The sequence below is a fragment of the Pandoraea horticolens genome, assembly GCF_902459555.1.
In the GTDB taxonomy this organism is placed as follows: Bacteria; Pseudomonadota; Gammaproteobacteria; order Burkholderiales; family Burkholderiaceae; genus Pandoraea; species Pandoraea horticolens.
In genome coordinates this window covers 677,934-692,252 of the sequence record NZ_CABPSM010000001.1, presented here as the reverse complement: position 1 = coordinate 692,252, position 14,319 = coordinate 677,934, and the positions used below count along the sequence as shown (strand labels likewise).

Below are 14,319 nucleotides of genomic sequence, written 5' to 3'. Positions count from 1 at the left end.
CGAGATCCTGTTGGGTCAGATGGTGCAAGCCCACGATGAGCCTCCTAAATCGCATCGAAGAACGACAACTTACCCACTTCGGCGTGCGCGGTGCGCGCGGCCGAAATGGCACGGTACATGGCCAACAACTCCGGCAACGCCTCGTTGGCGCTCTTGCCTTCGATGGCGACACGGGCCTTCACCAACACCTCGCCCTGCAACACATGATCCTTGCGCACGGCTTCGAGCCGCTTCGCGCCGTGGTCGTTCACAAACTCGGCGGCCGAGACCTGGCTGGCCTGATTGCCAACCGATTCGGCAAGACCGCGCAGCATGGCACTTGATACCGTGCCCTGATTCGCGTTACCCGCATTCGTCAACGATGCGGCTGCCGCCCCGAGACGATTGAGCAGATCCGGCATTCCTTTCCACGCCTGCGAGGCGTTGGTATGGTGCAATCCATCGCCGATCTCGACGGCCGCCGGGGCTTGCGCGGCTGCACTCAGCGCGAAGTTCACTGCCGCGGCGCCCGGCCCGGCAGTGTCGCTGATGGGCGCACCGCTGCTGGCAAAAAGATAGCTGCCATCCGCACGGCGGGTGTTGATCGCGCTAACCAGTCCGCTCATCAGTTCGCGAATCTTGTCTGCGGATGCCCGCGCCTCGCCGGCCTGCAACGCATCGGCCTTCAGCGACACTTCGCTCTTGAAGGCGCTGAGCCGATCACGAGCATTCTTCAGGCTCACGCTCGCTTGCTTGAGATCGGCCTCAAGGCTGGCGATGACCTTCGTGCGATGCGCAATGGTCTGCTGTTGACGGTCGATGCGGGCGATACGTTCGAAATCGACCGGATCGTCCGAGGCACGCAGTACACGCTTTTCTTCACGTGCATGGTCGGTCATGCGCGCCAGCCGTTCGTTCATGTCGCGCAGCGCGTGCTCGCGCTCGAAACGGCTGAAGTGGTGATTGATCTGCATTGTGTTTTCCTTTCCCGGGCGTTGCCCGGATCAGCGCACCATCGCCAGCGTGGCGTCGAATAGTTCGTTGGCAACGGAGGCCACCCGGGCGTTCGCACGGTAGAGCTTCATGTAGGACATGAGTGCACCGCCCGACTCGGTCTCGTCGACGCCCGCCTGCTTTTGAAACTGCGTTCGCGCAGACACCAGCACCGCACCGGCAGACTCTCTGCCGGCTTCGATTTCGCTGGCTCGACGGCCGGTGTCGGCGGCCAATGCACTCATGGCTTCGACAAGCGTTCCGCTCACACGGCCCGGTAGCGATACCGGCGCGTTGATTGCACCTTTCAGGCGCTGCAACGTCTTGCCGTTGCCGTGGAGACTATCGGCGTTGAGGTCGAGACCTTGCGCCGTCGCGAGCGTGCGTTCCAGTCGCGGCGCGCCATTCGGGCTCGTCGTCAGCGACAGTAGCGGCGTACCGCTGAAGGATGAGGACGAGTCGTCGGCATGCGCCCGATTCAGTTGCTCGGCGAGCGTGCGCGCCACTTCCGTCACGTCGGCAGCGCGCTGATCCAGCTCGCGTGTGAGAAACCTGTCGTGCCCGCCCAAGCGGCCGCCCAGCCCGTCGGCCGGCACATTCACCCGCGACGCCCCGGCCACAAGCGCGTACCCGCCAGCCGGCAGGGCTTCGAGTTGCGCCGCACGATTGCCCAGCACGAGCGGGTGCCCGCTGCGCGTGAGTACGTGATACGCCCCGCTGCCGTCCTCGCGCACCTCCACGTCGATGAACGTCGCCAGTTCGCCCAGCGCCTGATCGCGTTGATCCTCGATGGCAAGACGGCCGGCCTCGTCCGGCGCCAACCGATGCAGACGGTTCAGATCGGCAAGCGAGGCCGTCAGGCGATTCACCTTCTCCGCATCCCCGGTGCGCACCATGTTAACGTTCTCGCGCATGCGTTCCAACGCAGAGAACATCAGGTTCGTGCGTTCGACGACACGCCCCAACGCCGCGAAGACTTCATCCGCATGAACGTCGCCGCCAACCGTCTGCGCCTCGTGGTCGAGCGCCTTGACGAAGTCACGCAGACCCAGCGGGTCGCTCGCCACATCGGTTCCGCCCAGTTGCGTGAGCAGCGCATCGGCGTGCGGCTTCTGTACCTCCAGCTCGCTGGCGCCAGCCACGGCGCGCCACAACTGACGCCGCTGCTCCAGCCCGGCCACGCGCACGACTTCCTGCGCCTGCACCGTGCCATCGGCGCGCGACGTCACGCGCACATTACGGCGTGTGTACGCCGAATTTCCCATCTGCGAAATGTTCAGCGACTCGTTATCGAGCAACAACTGCGCAGTTTTCACGCCTTGCGTGGCGATGTTCAGCATGTTCATGGTTGAGTGCCTGTCGTGTCGGTGTTAGCGCGGCGCGCGTTCAACGGCCCTTCATTTGCCGGATGATCGTGTCGGCGATGCCGAAGGCGCGACGCGACGCCAGCGCCTGCGCGACTTGCGTGTCGGCCCAGTCATGCAGGCCGTCGGTCGAACGGTCGCGCTTGCCCAGCCCACCGGTGGCGTCGCGATCGTCGCGCAACGCCTGAGTGGCCCGCCGCATTTCGCCAAGCAGCCGCGCGACGAAGATCGCTTCAAACTGTTCGGCGGCCGCCTCGAGATTCGCGCTCGGCGCAGCCGATGCCGCGCCCGCATTCTGTATAGGCGACCCGGCGGCGGAAATTAGCAAATGGTTGTGCGTTATCGGCGTCATCAGATCTTTCAAATCACATGCAGCTCGCCGTTAAGCGCGCCAGCTTCGTCCAGGGCTTGCAGGATCGCAATCACGTCGTCGGGGGTCGCCCCCGAGCGGCGCAGACTGTCGACGATGGTTTGCAGATCGACGCCATCCGGCCAGACCTGAATATCCATGCCGTCTTCCTGCACGTCGATGCGCGAGCGTTGCGCCTCGGCCGTACGGCCGCGCGAGAACGGTGCAGGCTGAGAAATGATGGGCGACTCGGTCACCGTCACGCGCAACGCGCCGTGCGACACGGCCACCGGACGCACGGTCACCCCCTGCGAGATCACCACCGTCCCCGAGCGGGCATTGATGACCGCGCGCGGCACCCGGCTCACCCCCGGCACGGGCAACGAGTGAACGTCCGCCAGAAAACGTACGCGCGCATCGGCGTCTTCGGGCGCGCTCACCTCGACCGTGCTGCCGTTCATGGCCTGCGCAACGCGCCCGCCAAAGCGGGTGTTGATGGCGTCGGCGATGTTGGCCGCCAACTGAAAATCTGGCCGCTTCAGGCTCAGACGCATCGCGCCGCCCTCGCCCACCGGCACGGGAATCTCTTGCTCGATCGTCGCCCCATTGGGTACGCGCCCGGCGGTGGGGGTGTTTTTCTGAACGCGAGACCCGCTGCGCCCTTCGGCCTGCATGGCGCTCACGACAAGGTTGCCTTGTGCTAGCGCATAGGTCTGTCCGTCGACCGCGCGAAGCTGGGTCAGCAGCAGCGTGCCGCCGCGCAGGCTGCGCGCGTCGCCCATCGACGACACGGTCACGTCGATGGTCTGCCCGCGCAGGAAGCCGGACGGATACGTTGCGCTGACCATGACCGCGGCGACGTTGCGCGAGCGCAGTCGCACGTTATCGGGCATGCTCACGCCGAATTGCTTGAGCAGGTTGGCGAGCGACTGACTGGAGTGGCGCGAGCGCGGACCGTCGCCGCTCCCGGGGAGCCCCACGACCAGACCGTAGCCGACAAGCTGGTTGTCGCGCACGCCTTCCACGTTCACGTAGTTGCGCACGGTTTGCGCATGCCCCGCCGGTGCCGCGACCAACGCCGCGATCACAGCAATGGCGGCGATCGTCGTCGACAACGACAATGCGTCGAACCAGCGGGGCACACGTGCAAGCGCGCCAGGCATTCCGAACATACGAATCTCCCCTCAGAGCGGCGCGAACTGGCTGTTGAAGAAGCGCGTGAGCCAGCCAGGATTGTTGCTGTCGGCAAGCGCGCCCGTGCCGAAATACTGAATGCGGGCATTCGCCACACGCAGCGACGACACACGGTTGGTCGTATCGATATCGCCCGCCCGTACGTAACCGGCGACACGCACGGTTTCTTCGCCCTGATTCAGGAACAGACGCTTCTCACCGCGCACATGCAACAGCCCACTGGGCAATACGCGATGCACAACGACGGTGATCGCGCCACGCAACGTGTTCTGCGCCGTGCTCGAGCTATCGCCGCGAAAGCCGCGTCGCGCGCCGAGCGCAGACTCGCCTAGCGTCGACTTGCCCATCAACGTGATCTCGTCGATCGACATGCCGCTGCGCTTGTCCAGCCGCGTACCTGCACGCTTGCTCGCCTGTGTCTGCTCCTGCAGCACGATGGTCAGTACATCGCCCGAGCGAAACGCGCGCTGGTCCGATGTCAGCGACAGCGCGTTCCCGGCGGAAAAGAGGCCGCCCGCCTGCCCCTGCGACGACATCTCGGTCACGCTGGGCAGGTCGTCGCTCTCTTCGAGCTGCGGTGGCAGATAGCCGGCGCAGCCCGTGAGCACGGCAGCAAACGCTACCACGACCACTGCGCGCACGCCGCGATAAGCCATCCGGGCATCGCGCGGCAGGTGGCGGGTCGTGTCCGTCATCATCGTCCCCGTCCGTTACCGCGCGACCTGCGCAAGGCTCTGCATCATGTTGTCGGCCGCCGACAGCACCTTGGTGCTCATTTCGTAGGCGCGCTGAGCCTGAATCATGTTCACCATTTCCTCGACGGCAACCACGTTCGAGCCTTCAAGCGCCTTCTGCCGCAGCAGACCCAGGTTCTCTTCGCCCGGGTTGCCTTCGATGGCCGGGCCGCTGGCGGCCGTCTCCGCGAACAGGTTGCTGCCCATCGGGCGCAGGCCCGATGGGTTCACGAAACCGGCCAATTGCAGGCGGCCGAGTGAGGTCGGCTCGGTGTCGCCGGCTTCGAGGGCGCTGATATCGCCGTCGGCACTGATCGTCAGATCTCGCGCGCCGGGCGGCACGACGATGTCGCCCACAAGCGGGTGGCCTGCCTGCGTCACCAGACGTCCATCCACGTCAAGACGAAGATTGCCGGCGCGGGTGTAGGCGGTCTCGCCGTCGGGCATTTCGACTTGCAGGAAGCCGCGCCCGGTGATGGCGACATCCAGTTCGTTCTGGGTGTCCTGTTCGGTGCCGTTCACGAACTGCTTCTGCGTGCCGGCAAGCCGCACGCCGGTACCGAAGTACATGCCGCCGGGCAGCGTGGCGTCGCCCTGCGTGCGCGCGCCCGCCGGACGCACGGCGCGATAGAACGTGTCTTCGAACGCGAGACGGTCGCGCTTGAAGCCTGTGGTATTCACATTGGCCAGATTGTTGGCAATGGACTGCAACTGCGCGTCTTGCGCGCGAACTGCCGTGCGGGCGATGAGGAGTGCGGGATTCATGACATCTCGATGGGAATGGGGTGAATTGGCGCGGCTTACCCGCGCACGAGGCGATTGCCGCCTTCTGCCATGTCGTCGGCGATCTTGAGCACGCGCATCTGCATTTCGAAGTCGCGGCTCGCGTTCATGCTCTGCACCATTGCGCCCACGGCCGAGACGTTGCTCGCTTCGAGATGAGCGCCGCGCAACACGACGTCATCGCCGGGTAACGTGCCTGCATCGCTCACGAGCAGGCCGCCGCCGGTGCTGCGCATGTCGCCGGGCATGGCGAGCACACGTTGCAGACTGCCGACCGGCACCAGTTCGTTCGATCCTTCGAGCACCACGGCCACTGTGCCGTCTGCGCCGATGTCGAGTTCGCGATGCGGCGGCACGACGATGGGACCGCCCTCGCCCATGACCGGGCGGCCATGCAACAGCAATGTGCCGTCGCCATCGAGCTTGAGCGAGCCCCCGCGCGAGTAGACGGCGTCCGCACCGTCTTCCGGACGCGCCGCGAGCACCAGATAGCCATCGCCATCGATGGCAACGTCGAGCGCGCGTCCCGTCGATTCGAGTACGCCGGGCGTGGTATCGAGACCGGCCGGCGCCTGCACCGCATAGTGGCGCGAAGCCAGGCCGGCGCCGGGCACGGCATTGGCCTGCGCCACGGCCAGTGACGCACGAAAGCCGGTGGTCGTGGTGTTGGCGAGATTGTGGGCCACCATATGCTGGGTATCCTGCGCACGCTGCGCGCCGGACATGGCGGTATAGATCAGAGCGTCCATCGCGTCAGATCGATTGCATCAGGTTGCGCATCATCTCGTTTTGCGTCGAGATGACTTTGGTGTTCGCCTGATAGTTGCGTTGCGCTGACATCAGGCTGACCAGTTCGTCCGTCACGTTGACGTTCGACCCTTCGAGCGAACCGCTGACGAGTACGCCCGTGGCGCCCTCGCCGGGCCGGCGCAGCTGGGCAACGCCCGAATCGCCGGTTTCGCGCCAGACGGTGCCGTCCACGGGCACCAGACCGCCCACGTTGGCGAATTCGCCAAGGGCGAGTTGATATTGCGTGTTGCTCGTGCCGTTGCTGTACTCCGCGACGACCGAGCCATCTTTGTCGATGCGCGCGCGAACGAACTCACCGGCTTCGCGGCCCCCCACTTCTGTTGCGGTCGCGGAAAACGCACCGCGCTGGAAGTTCATGCCGCTGAAATCCAGATCAGGAAGCGTGCTGGGGGCCCCACCCCGGGTCCATTGCATCGTTGCGGGATCCAGCGTGCCCAGAATAACGGGAGCATTCGGCCCATCGATTTCGGAAACTTGCACCGTGCCCGGAGCGCCCGCCACCATTTCGAACCTCAGGTTTCTCACGGCAAGTTCGCCGCTGGCGTCGCGAAACGTGACCGATATCTCTCCGACCCGGGCCGGCGCCGCCGGCAAAGGGTCGGGCAAACGGCCGGAAACGTTGATTGCCGTGCTCGGCAATGCGCCAACGGGGCTTTTGTCGATCTTCACATCCGAGACATTCGCCTGGCCTTGGGCAAAGCCCTGCACGCTACGATTGCTTCCGTCGACCAGCTTGCTGTCCTTGTCGATCTGGAAATCGCCCACACGCGAATAGACGCGTTGCCCGTTCGTCTCCTTGAGGATGAAGAAACCGCCCCCCTGAATCGCCTGATGCAGGCGATCGCCCGAACTGCGCAAGCTACCGTTGGCCTCGACCGAATACCGGGTACCGCTCACTTTGACACCCGCCGGCTGCGTTTCGGCCATCGCCGACGCGAAATGGGTCCGCCCCGACTTGTAACCGTTCGTCTCCGAATTGGAGATGTTCTGCGAAATCGTCTCAAGCGACTTGTTGATGGCGTTGATGCCCGACAGGGCGATATCGAAACTCATGCTGCACTCCCGTTATTGGCCGCACCCGAGGGCGTACCGGCCGACAATTCCTTGATGTTTGCCGCGTCGATACGACGACCCACGCCCGACACGTCGATCTGTGCACCGGTACCGTCCAGATGTACGCGCTCGATACGCCCCGAGACGAGCACCGGCAGCTTGTTGGTGCCCGCCTGAACATGGATACCGAACTGGCCCGCGCCCAGGTTGTTCGCGGCGAACCAGGTGTCATCGATACTGAATTCCGTTCGTCCCGCAGAGGCCGGCAACGGCTTGCGAATCGTCTTGCCGTCGCGGCTCGTGAGCACGATCTCGGCAGCTTCGCTGCCCACCGGCAGTTCAACGGTGCCGCGAACGCCTTGTCCGCTCACGCGCTCGATGCTCGACGTCTGCACGCTCACGTTCCGGCCGACATGGCTGCCCAACGCGTAGCCCTGCAAACCGGAAAGCATGTTGGTCTGCGCCAGCATGCGTTGGCCGACCTGCTGCATGGTTTCGGTCTGACTGAGTTGCGTGAGTTGCGCGACGAACTGCGCCGGATCGGTCGGATTGAGCGGGTCCTGATTGCGAATCTGTGCGACCAGCAGCTTCGTGAACATCATCCGGATGTCTTCGCCCGAATCTCCGGCCTTGCCCGTCTTGCCCGCGGACGCCGGTGCGGCAGAGGTATTCGCCGGCGCGTTCAGCGCACCAGAGAGGTTTCCAATGAGCGGCGTCATCCGCGTTCTCCGAGTCGTAGCAATTCCTGCTGCGCCGTGCGCACACGGGCCAGCACTTCCAGATTGGTCTGAAACGCGCGCGACGCATCGAGCATGTCCGTCATTTCCTCGATCGCATTCACGTTCGCGTAGAAGACATTGCCATCGGCATCGGCGACCGGATTACCGGGTTCGTAAGCAACACGCGGCAAATCCTCGCTCTCATAAATGTCGATGACTTGCACGTGCTGCGCACCCTGCGCATCACCCAATACGGTGGCGAACACCGGCTTGCGGGCGCGATACGCGGTCTCGGCGTCGCCCGTCACGGCGTTGGCGTTCGCCAGATTGCTCGCCACCGTATTCAATCGAATCGTTTGCGCGGCCATCGCCGAGCCGGCGATTCCCGCAATTTCTCTGAAGCTCATCGTCAACGGCCTCCGTCGATGACCTTCTGCAATCCGGCAAGACGCCGGTTCAGAAAGGAAAGGCTGGCCTGCCAGTCGGACAGGTTCTGCGCGAAAAGCGCCTGCTCGATACCGAGTTCCACGGTGTTCCCATCGGCGCGCGCCTGCATCGGCACGCGATAGCGCAAGGCGTCGGAAGAGTCGCCCGCATGGAACGCATCGGCACTGCCGAGCGGCGCCATGCCTGCATCAAGATGCCGCTGCACCCGCTCGCCGAAATCGAGATCGCGCGCCTGATAACCGGGCGTTGCCTCGTTCGCGAGATTGGCCGCAAGCACGCGCGTGCGTTCCTCTCTCGCGCGCAAAGCCGCAGCGTGTACACCAAGCGCCTGAGAAAAAAATGTCTGCAAAACTCCGCCTCCGTGGGTCACTGATATCGACTGCACCCATTGTCGGCAAAACTATCGAAAAGCGGCTCGAAAGCGCTTGAAATTGACGTGTTTCCCAAAGCGCTTGCCCCGCTTTGGGCAAATGACGCTGGTTGCGTAGGCTGCTGTCTATTGACTTCTTTTTTTGCGCTACGTGAGGTCGCCCGTCACTGTGAGCGACACTGGGGATTCAGCGCTGCGGCGAGTAGGTCGCGGAGGCAGGAGACAGCACGACATCGAGTGCCTGAAGGCGCATGCCGATATCTTGCAAGTTGCGCGCGTTACTCGCCTTGCACCGCGCCGCGCATGCCTGAAGGACTTGCCAGCGCGAAGAAAATGTTTCACGCGCGGGCGCATCCAGCCACGCTAATACCGGGGCCATCGTATTGGCCGACGCCTGGCCGAACGCCTGTTCGAGGCATCGCACGCGGCGCCGTGCGCGGACCTGCAATCGGCTCACCAACTGCGCCGCCCGGTCATGTGCGCGTCCAAGCGTGCCGAGTTGCTCGTCGACGAGCGCGCGATGCAGCACGTCAAGCGTCTCGATCAACAGACGATAGTCACCGAGATCGGCATCGACGTCCGCCACGATGCGCGCCACGCACTCGCCGCGCATACGCTGTAGCTCGGGACTCAACGCAACATCCCGTGATGCGAGAGAATCCCGTTCGCCACGCGCTCACTGTCGAAAGTCAGCTCACCGCTCGCCAGCATCGCCTTGATTCGAGCGACCTTGCTGGCGTCGATGCGCGGCGCGGATTCGACGACAGCGCGTGCGCTAGCGAGCCATTCGCTCGCGCCGGCAGGCACCGCATGTGCGGCGCCGGTGGCGGCCGGCGTCGCCGCCTGTCCTTTGTTCTGCCCTGCCGTCAGGCGCGGGCGCGTGGCGTCGATGGGCGTGACGTTGGCAATCGAGTCGATCTTGGGCATGAGAGGTGTCCTTGGAAATTACGGTTCACTCGAATCAGGCGACCGGTCGCCGTCGTTTGTTAAACGCGCAGGGAGCGTGGCGATTTCGGTCGCATCCGCCGCAGCGTTCTGACCGGAAAGCACCATCTCGCCGGCATGCGGCGCGCTGAACATCTGGGCCATTTGCATCGCCCTCGCCTTCGTGAGCACCACGAACTCGATGCGCCGGTTGGCCGCCGCGACGGGATCGTCTGGCAGTAGCGGCGCGTGGTCTGCCATGCCAACGGCCATCAACACGCGATCGAGTTCCAGCCCCCCCGCAACGAGTGCGGTGCGCGCCGCAAGCGCGCGTTCCGAAGACAAATGCCAATTTGTGTACCCATCGGCCGCCGTCGTGCGATAGCGAACCGCATCGGTATGACCAACGATCATCAGCGAATTCTCAACACCTGACAGCAGCCCGCCAATGCGCGTCAGGAGTGCGCGTGCGCCAGGCGAAGGGACAGCGCTGCCACGCTCGAACATGCCACGTTCATCGGAGTCCGCCAGCCGCACGCGCAACCCGTCCGGTGTGATGGCGGTGCTCACGTGATCCGACAGTTTCGCGATTTCGCTGAGTTGCTGCACGGCGGCAGCAAGCCGCGCCATGTCGGCCGGCGACTCGAACTGACCACGGGGGAACTCGCGCGCCGTCTCGCCGGCCAGTTGCTGGGCGTCGGACGGCGAGGCGCTCGTGGAGGAAGACGACGTCCACGCCGGTTGCTGAGTGCTGGTCGCCTGCGAGTCGGCCGGCGACGGTGCTTCGAAGACTCGCCGCTCGAGTATCCACATCACAACGAACAGGCACATGAGGACCAGACACAGGTCGGCAAACGCCACCTTCCAGGCACCGCTATGCTCTTCCTGTGCGAAGCGCGATCGACGCGTACTCATCGCTCATTCTCGACGTTGCGCACCCACCCCTCAAGCGCGTTGAAGCTGGGCAACGTACCGTATTGCAGCATGCGGCGCCCGGCATCGGCCGAGAGTAGCGGCGTCTTGCCGCTCAGGAAGGCGATAAGCGCCGCATGTACGCATTCGTAGCCCGTCATTTCCACGACGACGGACTGCGACAGGCGGTTCGCCAGCGGGCCGATGACCGCATAGCAAGCGAAAACGCCGAAGAACGTGCCCACCATGGCGACCGCGACCTGACGCGTAATCGTGGCGGTTGCCGCACCCGCGCCGATGTCGTACATCGCAAGTACCAGCCCCAGCACCGCCGCGATGATGCCGAAACCCGGCATCGACTCTCCCAGTTTGTGAAGCGCCTGTACCGGGTGCATCATGCGGCGCTCGCGGCTCTCGATCTCCATCGCCAGCAGGCTGTCGAGTTCACTCCGCGAGCCCTTGCTCAATGATGCCACGCGCAAGGCATCGACCGTGAAGTCGACCAGTTTCGTATTGGAGAGCACGTGGCGGCTGCGCTGGAAGATCGGGCTGCGCGACGGGTCGTCGAGGTGCACATCGAGCGCGCGAACGCCGTCGCGCGACGAGGTCTGCAGCAGCGAGTAAGTGAGGGTGAGCAATTCCTGCTCGAAGGCATCTCCGTGACGGCGACGCCGCATCGCCGCTACAACCACGGCGCGCAAGTCGCCCAGAACGCGGGCCGTATTGCCGACGAGAAACGCGCCCAGCGCCGTGCCGACAACGAGCACGAGTTCGTTCAAATGGAAGACAGTCTGGAACTGGCCGCCATTGAGCCAGAACATGCCGAACACGCTGCCCCCGATCACGGCAGCCCCAAGCATCAATAGTTTCATTTCCCTTGCCTCGTCTAACAATTCGGTAGTGGTGTACGTGCGGCGCGCGCGCCGCCTCGTCCTGCATCCTGCATGGCGGCGTTCATCTTTGCGAGCGCCGCCCGATGGATCTGGCAAATTCGCGCCCGGGTCAGCCCCAGCACTTCGCCGATCTCTTCAAGATTCATGTCGAACTCGTAGTAAAGCTGCACAATGCGTTGCTCTCGTTCATCAAGCGCGTCGAGCGCTCGTGTCAGGCTCTGCCGCGTGGCGACCAGATACTCCGGACCGCGCCGCTCGACGAGCGCCTCGTTTGCCTCGAGTCCCCCATCGGCGAGCAACTGATCGAAGCTCGCGATGCTCTCTGCGTACTCGGCCATCTCGGCTTCGTCCAGCGTGGCGTCGTCCATGCCGGCGTGCGCACTCAATTCCTCACGGGTCGGGGCGCGACCGAGGGCACGCGTCAGTTCACGTTCGGCGTCACGGCGCCGGTGCGACGCCTGGCGCAACGTGCGCGGGCGCCAGTCGAGGCGCCGAAGTTCATCCAGCACCGCGCCACGAATGCGCGTTGCCGCATAAGCGGTGAAACGTTCATCGGGCGGCCCATAGCGTCGAATGGCATCGAGCGCAGCGATCAGCGCAATCTGCGTCATGTCTTCCTGCGCGATCGCCACGCTTGTCTGCGGCATCAGCGAGCGCACGACGCGCGCGATCACTGGCATCAGACCCAGGACCTGCGCCTGCTCGTCGGCTACCGGCATGGCCTGCCATCCGGGAGTGGCCGGTGCGGGGAGCCTCGCGTCGTGCTGCCGCGTCGACATCTCCGACCCTTCGGCGACCTTCGCCGGGCGCGTGCTACCGCGCTTTTCGCCCCGCTTGTGCACGACGGGGCCGTACGTCGGTGTGTTCATAACCGGAATGCCTCGCGCTGACGCGCCGCCTCACCCAAGGCAAGGCCAGGCCCTGCGTCGCCGGACCGCTCGTCGCGCGAATGCCGCTCACGCCCGTTGCCCGACGCACCGTCGCCGCTAAACGACGGCATGCTCCCGACGCTCACATTGACATCCCCGGCGTGGCGCTGCGAAAGCATGTCGCGCAGTAGCGCCGCCGTGCCCTGGACGAGGCTCAACGCCTCGGGACGCGCCACCTGCAAACTCACGCTGAGTTGCATGGCCGACTTCCGGACCACGATGGCGATGTCTCCCAGTTCATCCGGTGTCAGGCGCAGGCGCGCTTCGTGGACACCGTTCTGCATCATGGTCTGCACGCGCTCGGACAGCGTGCGGGCCACGGACGTACCGTCGCCCGCCGTCCCGTTGGCACTCGGGAATCCGCCCGGCATCGCAACGGTGGACGGCTCGCCCACGAAGGTGTTGCCGAATGTCCCCGCGGCAAACGCCGCGCGAAGCGCTTGTGTCGCTGCGCTATCGATGAATGCAACGCCCTGCGTTGCCGGGTCCGCTGCCAGTGGCAGCACCGTCAATGGCGTCGGCGACGGGCTCGCCAATCCGAGGGCCAATGAGACGCCAGGAGGTATCGTCACGGGGAATGCCGCACGAACGGCGGAGGCCGACGAGGACATCATTGCGCTGGCGGGCCCGTCCCTTGGCTCCCTTGGCTCCCCTGACTCCCCAGGCCCGGCCGGCGCATGACTTCCAAGCGCGCCGCGCATCCGATGCTCGTGCGCGGCGAGCAGCGTCGCGATGTGTGGCGACACCGCGTCTCGCAGCGATTCGATCCCGCGTGAGGGTGTGTCCTGCGCCACAATCGCCGAATCACCCACAGCAGGAGCCACGACGCTCGGCGCGACGGGAACGTCTCGCGCGGCATCGTTTTCCATCGACGACTCCCCGAGGTGCGGCGTGATCTCCGGCATGTCCGCTACCACTGGCGCGCCAACCTCAGGGGCCACATCGATGCGCTCCGGCGCATCTGCCTTCAGCGCTTGCTCGGCGGCTTCCGGCGCGGCATCGGCGTCATTCTCTTGCGCAGTCAGCTCGAGCCCCTGCACCGTCGAGCGGCCGAGTGTCGCGGCGAAATCGCTCAACACGTCTCCTGCGGCGGGAGACGGCACATCCTGCGCGGGCCCGATGGGCAACGCACCGTCGGCCACCGGCGCCGACATGTCCGTATTGGCAGGTGTCGTGAGACGTGAGTATTCAACGATCATCGTGCATCCTCAGGTAGCCGAGCGCGCCGTCGCGCCAATGACCCAGTCCGGCCAGATGTCTGCGTGCCTCCGACGTGGCTCGCTGGCTCAACAGGTACGCCTGGTCGTGCGCGGCAAGCGCATCGTCCATGGCCTGCGCCAGCGAGACGTCTCGCGCGCCGGGCGCAGGTGCGTGCCGCCACGCCCGCCGAAACAGGGCGTCGGTGGCTTGCAGCAAGCCCCATTCGCGCGCGGCGGAATGCCGTCGCAGATCTCGCGCCAGATCCCGGAAGGTCGCCGCATTAACCACGCCGCGTCTCCAGCGCGCGCCAACCTTGTGTCAGTTGCGTGATGACCGCCACGACCTCGTCGAGCTTGGCGACATCGAGTTCCACGCTGGCCTGTGCGACACCGCGCATACAAAAGTCGTACACGGCGCTCAGTGGCTGCGTGACACCCGGGCCATCGGCAACGTCGATATGCGATGCCAGACCGTTGATCAGGTTCAGGCATTTGGTCACGCTGCGAAGACGCGCGTCATGGCGAGCGTGTTCGATGTGCCCGCGCGCGCGGGCCAGTTCGTCGAGCAGGCCATCCAGAAGGATCAGCATGAGCTGCAAGGGCGTTGCGCCTGCGATGCGTGCATCGAGGTCGGAGGCATGGTATTGCTGGTAAGTCATGATCGGAT

19 protein-coding genes are annotated in these 14,319 nt (G+C 64.9%); all 19 read right to left on the bottom strand.

Translation table 11 applies throughout. The features are described from left to right. Positions 1–44: 44 nt before the first annotated feature. Positions 45–953, bottom strand: coding sequence for a hypothetical protein (locus tag PHO31112_RS03190; RefSeq protein ID WP_150619141.1), 909 nt, complete (start codon positions 951–953; stop codon positions 45–47). 30 nt (positions 954–983) lie between these two features. Then, the gene (locus PHO31112_RS03185) at positions 984–2,318 is read right to left on the bottom strand and encodes a FlgK family flagellar hook-associated protein (RefSeq protein ID WP_150619140.1); all 1,335 of its coding nucleotides are present in this window, start codon (positions 2,316–2,318) and stop codon (positions 984–986) included. A 40-nt stretch (positions 2,319–2,358) separates the two neighbouring features. Continuing rightward, the gene (locus tag PHO31112_RS03180) at positions 2,359–2,688 is read right to left on the bottom strand and encodes a rod-binding protein (RefSeq protein WP_150619139.1); all 330 of its coding nucleotides are present in this window, start codon (positions 2,686–2,688) and stop codon (positions 2,359–2,361) included. Between the two features lie 8 nt (positions 2,689–2,696). Then, positions 2,697–3,857, bottom strand: a complete 1,161-nt coding sequence (locus PHO31112_RS03175; RefSeq protein ID WP_217427002.1) for a flagellar basal body P-ring protein FlgI — start codon at positions 3,855–3,857, stop codon at positions 2,697–2,699. Positions 3,858–3,869: 12 nt separating this feature from the next. After that, a complete protein-coding gene (flgH, locus tag PHO31112_RS03170; RefSeq protein ID WP_343042701.1) occupies positions 3,870–4,577 on the bottom strand; it encodes a flagellar basal body L-ring protein FlgH in 708 nt (235 codons plus the stop codon). A 12-nt stretch (positions 4,578–4,589) separates the two neighbouring features. Further along, positions 4,590–5,378: a flagellar basal-body rod protein FlgG gene (flgG, locus tag PHO31112_RS03165; RefSeq protein ID WP_150619138.1), complete on the bottom strand. Its 789-nt coding sequence runs from the start codon at positions 5,376–5,378 to the stop codon at positions 4,590–4,592. A gap of 35 nt (positions 5,379–5,413) precedes the next feature. After that, positions 5,414–6,145 (bottom strand): flagellar basal body rod protein FlgF, encoded by a 732-nt coding sequence (locus PHO31112_RS03160; RefSeq protein ID WP_150619137.1) that lies wholly within the window; start codon positions 6,143–6,145, stop codon positions 5,414–5,416. A gap of 4 nt (positions 6,146–6,149) precedes the next feature. Beyond that, the gene (locus tag PHO31112_RS03155; RefSeq protein WP_150619136.1) at positions 6,150–7,259 is read right to left on the bottom strand and encodes a flagellar hook protein FlgE; all 1,110 of its coding nucleotides are present in this window, start codon (positions 7,257–7,259) and stop codon (positions 6,150–6,152) included. Continuing rightward, a complete protein-coding gene (locus PHO31112_RS03150) occupies positions 7,256–7,978 on the bottom strand; it encodes a flagellar hook assembly protein FlgD (protein WP_150619135.1) in 723 nt (240 codons plus the stop codon). Before PHO31112_RS03150 ends, PHO31112_RS03155 begins: the two co-directional genes overlap by 4 nt. Then, positions 7,975–8,385 carry a flagellar basal body rod protein FlgC gene (gene flgC / locus PHO31112_RS03145; RefSeq protein ID WP_150619134.1) on the bottom strand — a complete coding sequence of 137 codons (411 nt, stop codon included), beginning with the start codon at positions 8,383–8,385 and terminating at the stop codon, positions 7,975–7,977. Before flgC ends, PHO31112_RS03150 begins: the two co-directional genes overlap by 4 nt. A 2-nt stretch (positions 8,386–8,387) precedes the next feature. Then, positions 8,388–8,774: a flagellar basal body rod protein FlgB gene (flgB, locus tag PHO31112_RS03140; protein WP_150619133.1), complete on the bottom strand. Its 387-nt coding sequence runs from the start codon at positions 8,772–8,774 to the stop codon at positions 8,388–8,390. Positions 8,775–8,982: 208 nt separating this feature from the next. Then, positions 8,983–9,429 carry a flagellar export chaperone FlgN gene (gene flgN, locus PHO31112_RS03135; protein ID WP_150619132.1) on the bottom strand — a complete coding sequence of 149 codons (447 nt, stop codon included), beginning with the start codon at positions 9,427–9,429 and terminating at the stop codon, positions 8,983–8,985. Next, positions 9,426–9,722 carry a flagellar biosynthesis anti-sigma factor FlgM gene (gene flgM / locus PHO31112_RS03130; protein ID WP_150619131.1) on the bottom strand — a complete coding sequence of 99 codons (297 nt, stop codon included), beginning with the start codon at positions 9,720–9,722 and terminating at the stop codon, positions 9,426–9,428. The genes flgN and flgM overlap by 4 nt, the downstream gene beginning before the upstream one ends. 18 nt (positions 9,723–9,740) lie before the next feature. After that, positions 9,741–10,634: an OmpA family protein gene (locus PHO31112_RS03125; protein WP_150619271.1), complete on the bottom strand. Its 894-nt coding sequence runs from the start codon at positions 10,632–10,634 to the stop codon at positions 9,741–9,743. Further along, complete coding sequence (locus tag PHO31112_RS03120; protein ID WP_150619130.1) at positions 10,631–11,503, bottom strand: motility-associated protein; 873 nt, start codon at positions 11,501–11,503, stop codon at positions 10,631–10,633. The genes PHO31112_RS03125 and PHO31112_RS03120 overlap by 4 nt, the downstream gene beginning before the upstream one ends. Positions 11,504–11,517: 14 nt before the next feature. After that, on the bottom strand, positions 11,518–12,393 hold the full coding sequence (locus PHO31112_RS03115) for a FliA/WhiG family RNA polymerase sigma factor (RefSeq protein ID WP_217427001.1): 876 nt from the start codon (positions 12,391–12,393) through the stop codon (positions 11,518–11,520). Continuing rightward, positions 12,390–13,652 (bottom strand): flagellar hook-length control protein FliK, encoded by a 1,263-nt coding sequence (locus PHO31112_RS03110; RefSeq protein WP_150619129.1) that lies wholly within the window; start codon positions 13,650–13,652, stop codon positions 12,390–12,392. The genes PHO31112_RS03115 and PHO31112_RS03110 overlap by 4 nt, the downstream gene beginning before the upstream one ends. After that, on the bottom strand, positions 13,642–13,941 hold the full coding sequence (locus PHO31112_RS03105; RefSeq protein ID WP_150619128.1) for a hypothetical protein: 300 nt from the start codon (positions 13,939–13,941) through the stop codon (positions 13,642–13,644). The genes PHO31112_RS03110 and PHO31112_RS03105 overlap by 11 nt, the downstream gene beginning before the upstream one ends. Beyond that, positions 13,934–14,311 (bottom strand): flagellar export chaperone FliS, encoded by a 378-nt coding sequence (gene fliS / locus PHO31112_RS03100; protein ID WP_010804499.1) that lies wholly within the window; start codon positions 14,309–14,311, stop codon positions 13,934–13,936. Before fliS ends, PHO31112_RS03105 begins: the two co-directional genes overlap by 8 nt. Positions 14,312–14,319 lie beyond the last annotated feature (8 nt).

What these genes read in the sequence shown, in the direction of transcription:
- fliS (WP_010804499.1), bottom strand. Translation starts at nt 14,311, where the DNA reads ATGACTTACCAGCAATACCATGCCTCCGACCTCGATGCACGCATCGCA.
- flgH (WP_343042701.1), bottom strand. Translation starts at nt 4,577, where the DNA reads ATGATGACGGACACGACCCGCCACCTGCCGCGCGATGCCCGGATGGCT.
- PHO31112_RS03155 (WP_150619136.1), bottom strand. Translation starts at nt 7,259, where the DNA reads ATGAGTTTCGATATCGCCCTGTCGGGCATCAACGCCATCAACAAGTCG.
- PHO31112_RS03160 (WP_150619137.1), bottom strand. Translation starts at nt 6,145, where the DNA reads ATGGACGCTCTGATCTATACCGCCATGTCCGGCGCGCAGCGTGCGCAG.
- PHO31112_RS03120 (WP_150619130.1), bottom strand. Translation starts at nt 11,503, where the DNA reads ATGAAACTATTGATGCTTGGGGCTGCCGTGATCGGGGGCAGCGTGTTC.
- flgC (WP_150619134.1), bottom strand. Translation starts at nt 8,385, where the DNA reads ATGAGCTTCAGAGAAATTGCGGGAATCGCCGGCTCGGCGATGGCCGCG.
- PHO31112_RS03150 (WP_150619135.1), bottom strand. Translation starts at nt 7,978, where the DNA reads ATGACGCCGCTCATTGGAAACCTCTCTGGTGCGCTGAACGCGCCGGCG.
- PHO31112_RS03110 (WP_150619129.1), bottom strand. Translation starts at nt 13,652, where the DNA reads ATGATCGTTGAATACTCACGTCTCACGACACCTGCCAATACGGACATG.
- PHO31112_RS03115 (WP_217427001.1), bottom strand. Translation starts at nt 12,393, where the DNA reads ATGAACACACCGACGTACGGCCCCGTCGTGCACAAGCGGGGCGAAAAG.
- PHO31112_RS03175 (WP_217427002.1), bottom strand. Translation starts at nt 3,857, where the DNA reads ATGTTCGGAATGCCTGGCGCGCTTGCACGTGTGCCCCGCTGGTTCGAC.
- PHO31112_RS03125 (WP_150619271.1), bottom strand. Translation starts at nt 10,634, where the DNA reads ATGAGTACGCGTCGATCGCGCTTCGCACAGGAAGAGCATAGCGGTGCC.
- flgG (WP_150619138.1), bottom strand. Translation starts at nt 5,378, where the DNA reads ATGAATCCCGCACTCCTCATCGCCCGCACGGCAGTTCGCGCGCAAGAC.
- flgM (WP_150619131.1), bottom strand. Translation starts at nt 9,722, where the DNA reads ATGCCCAAGATCGACTCGATTGCCAACGTCACGCCCATCGACGCCACG.
- PHO31112_RS03190 (WP_150619141.1), bottom strand. Translation starts at nt 953, where the DNA reads ATGCAGATCAATCACCACTTCAGCCGTTTCGAGCGCGAGCACGCGCTG.
- PHO31112_RS03185 (WP_150619140.1), bottom strand. Translation starts at nt 2,318, where the DNA reads ATGAACATGCTGAACATCGCCACGCAAGGCGTGAAAACTGCGCAGTTG.
- PHO31112_RS03180 (WP_150619139.1), bottom strand. Translation starts at nt 2,688, where the DNA reads ATGACGCCGATAACGCACAACCATTTGCTAATTTCCGCCGCCGGGTCG.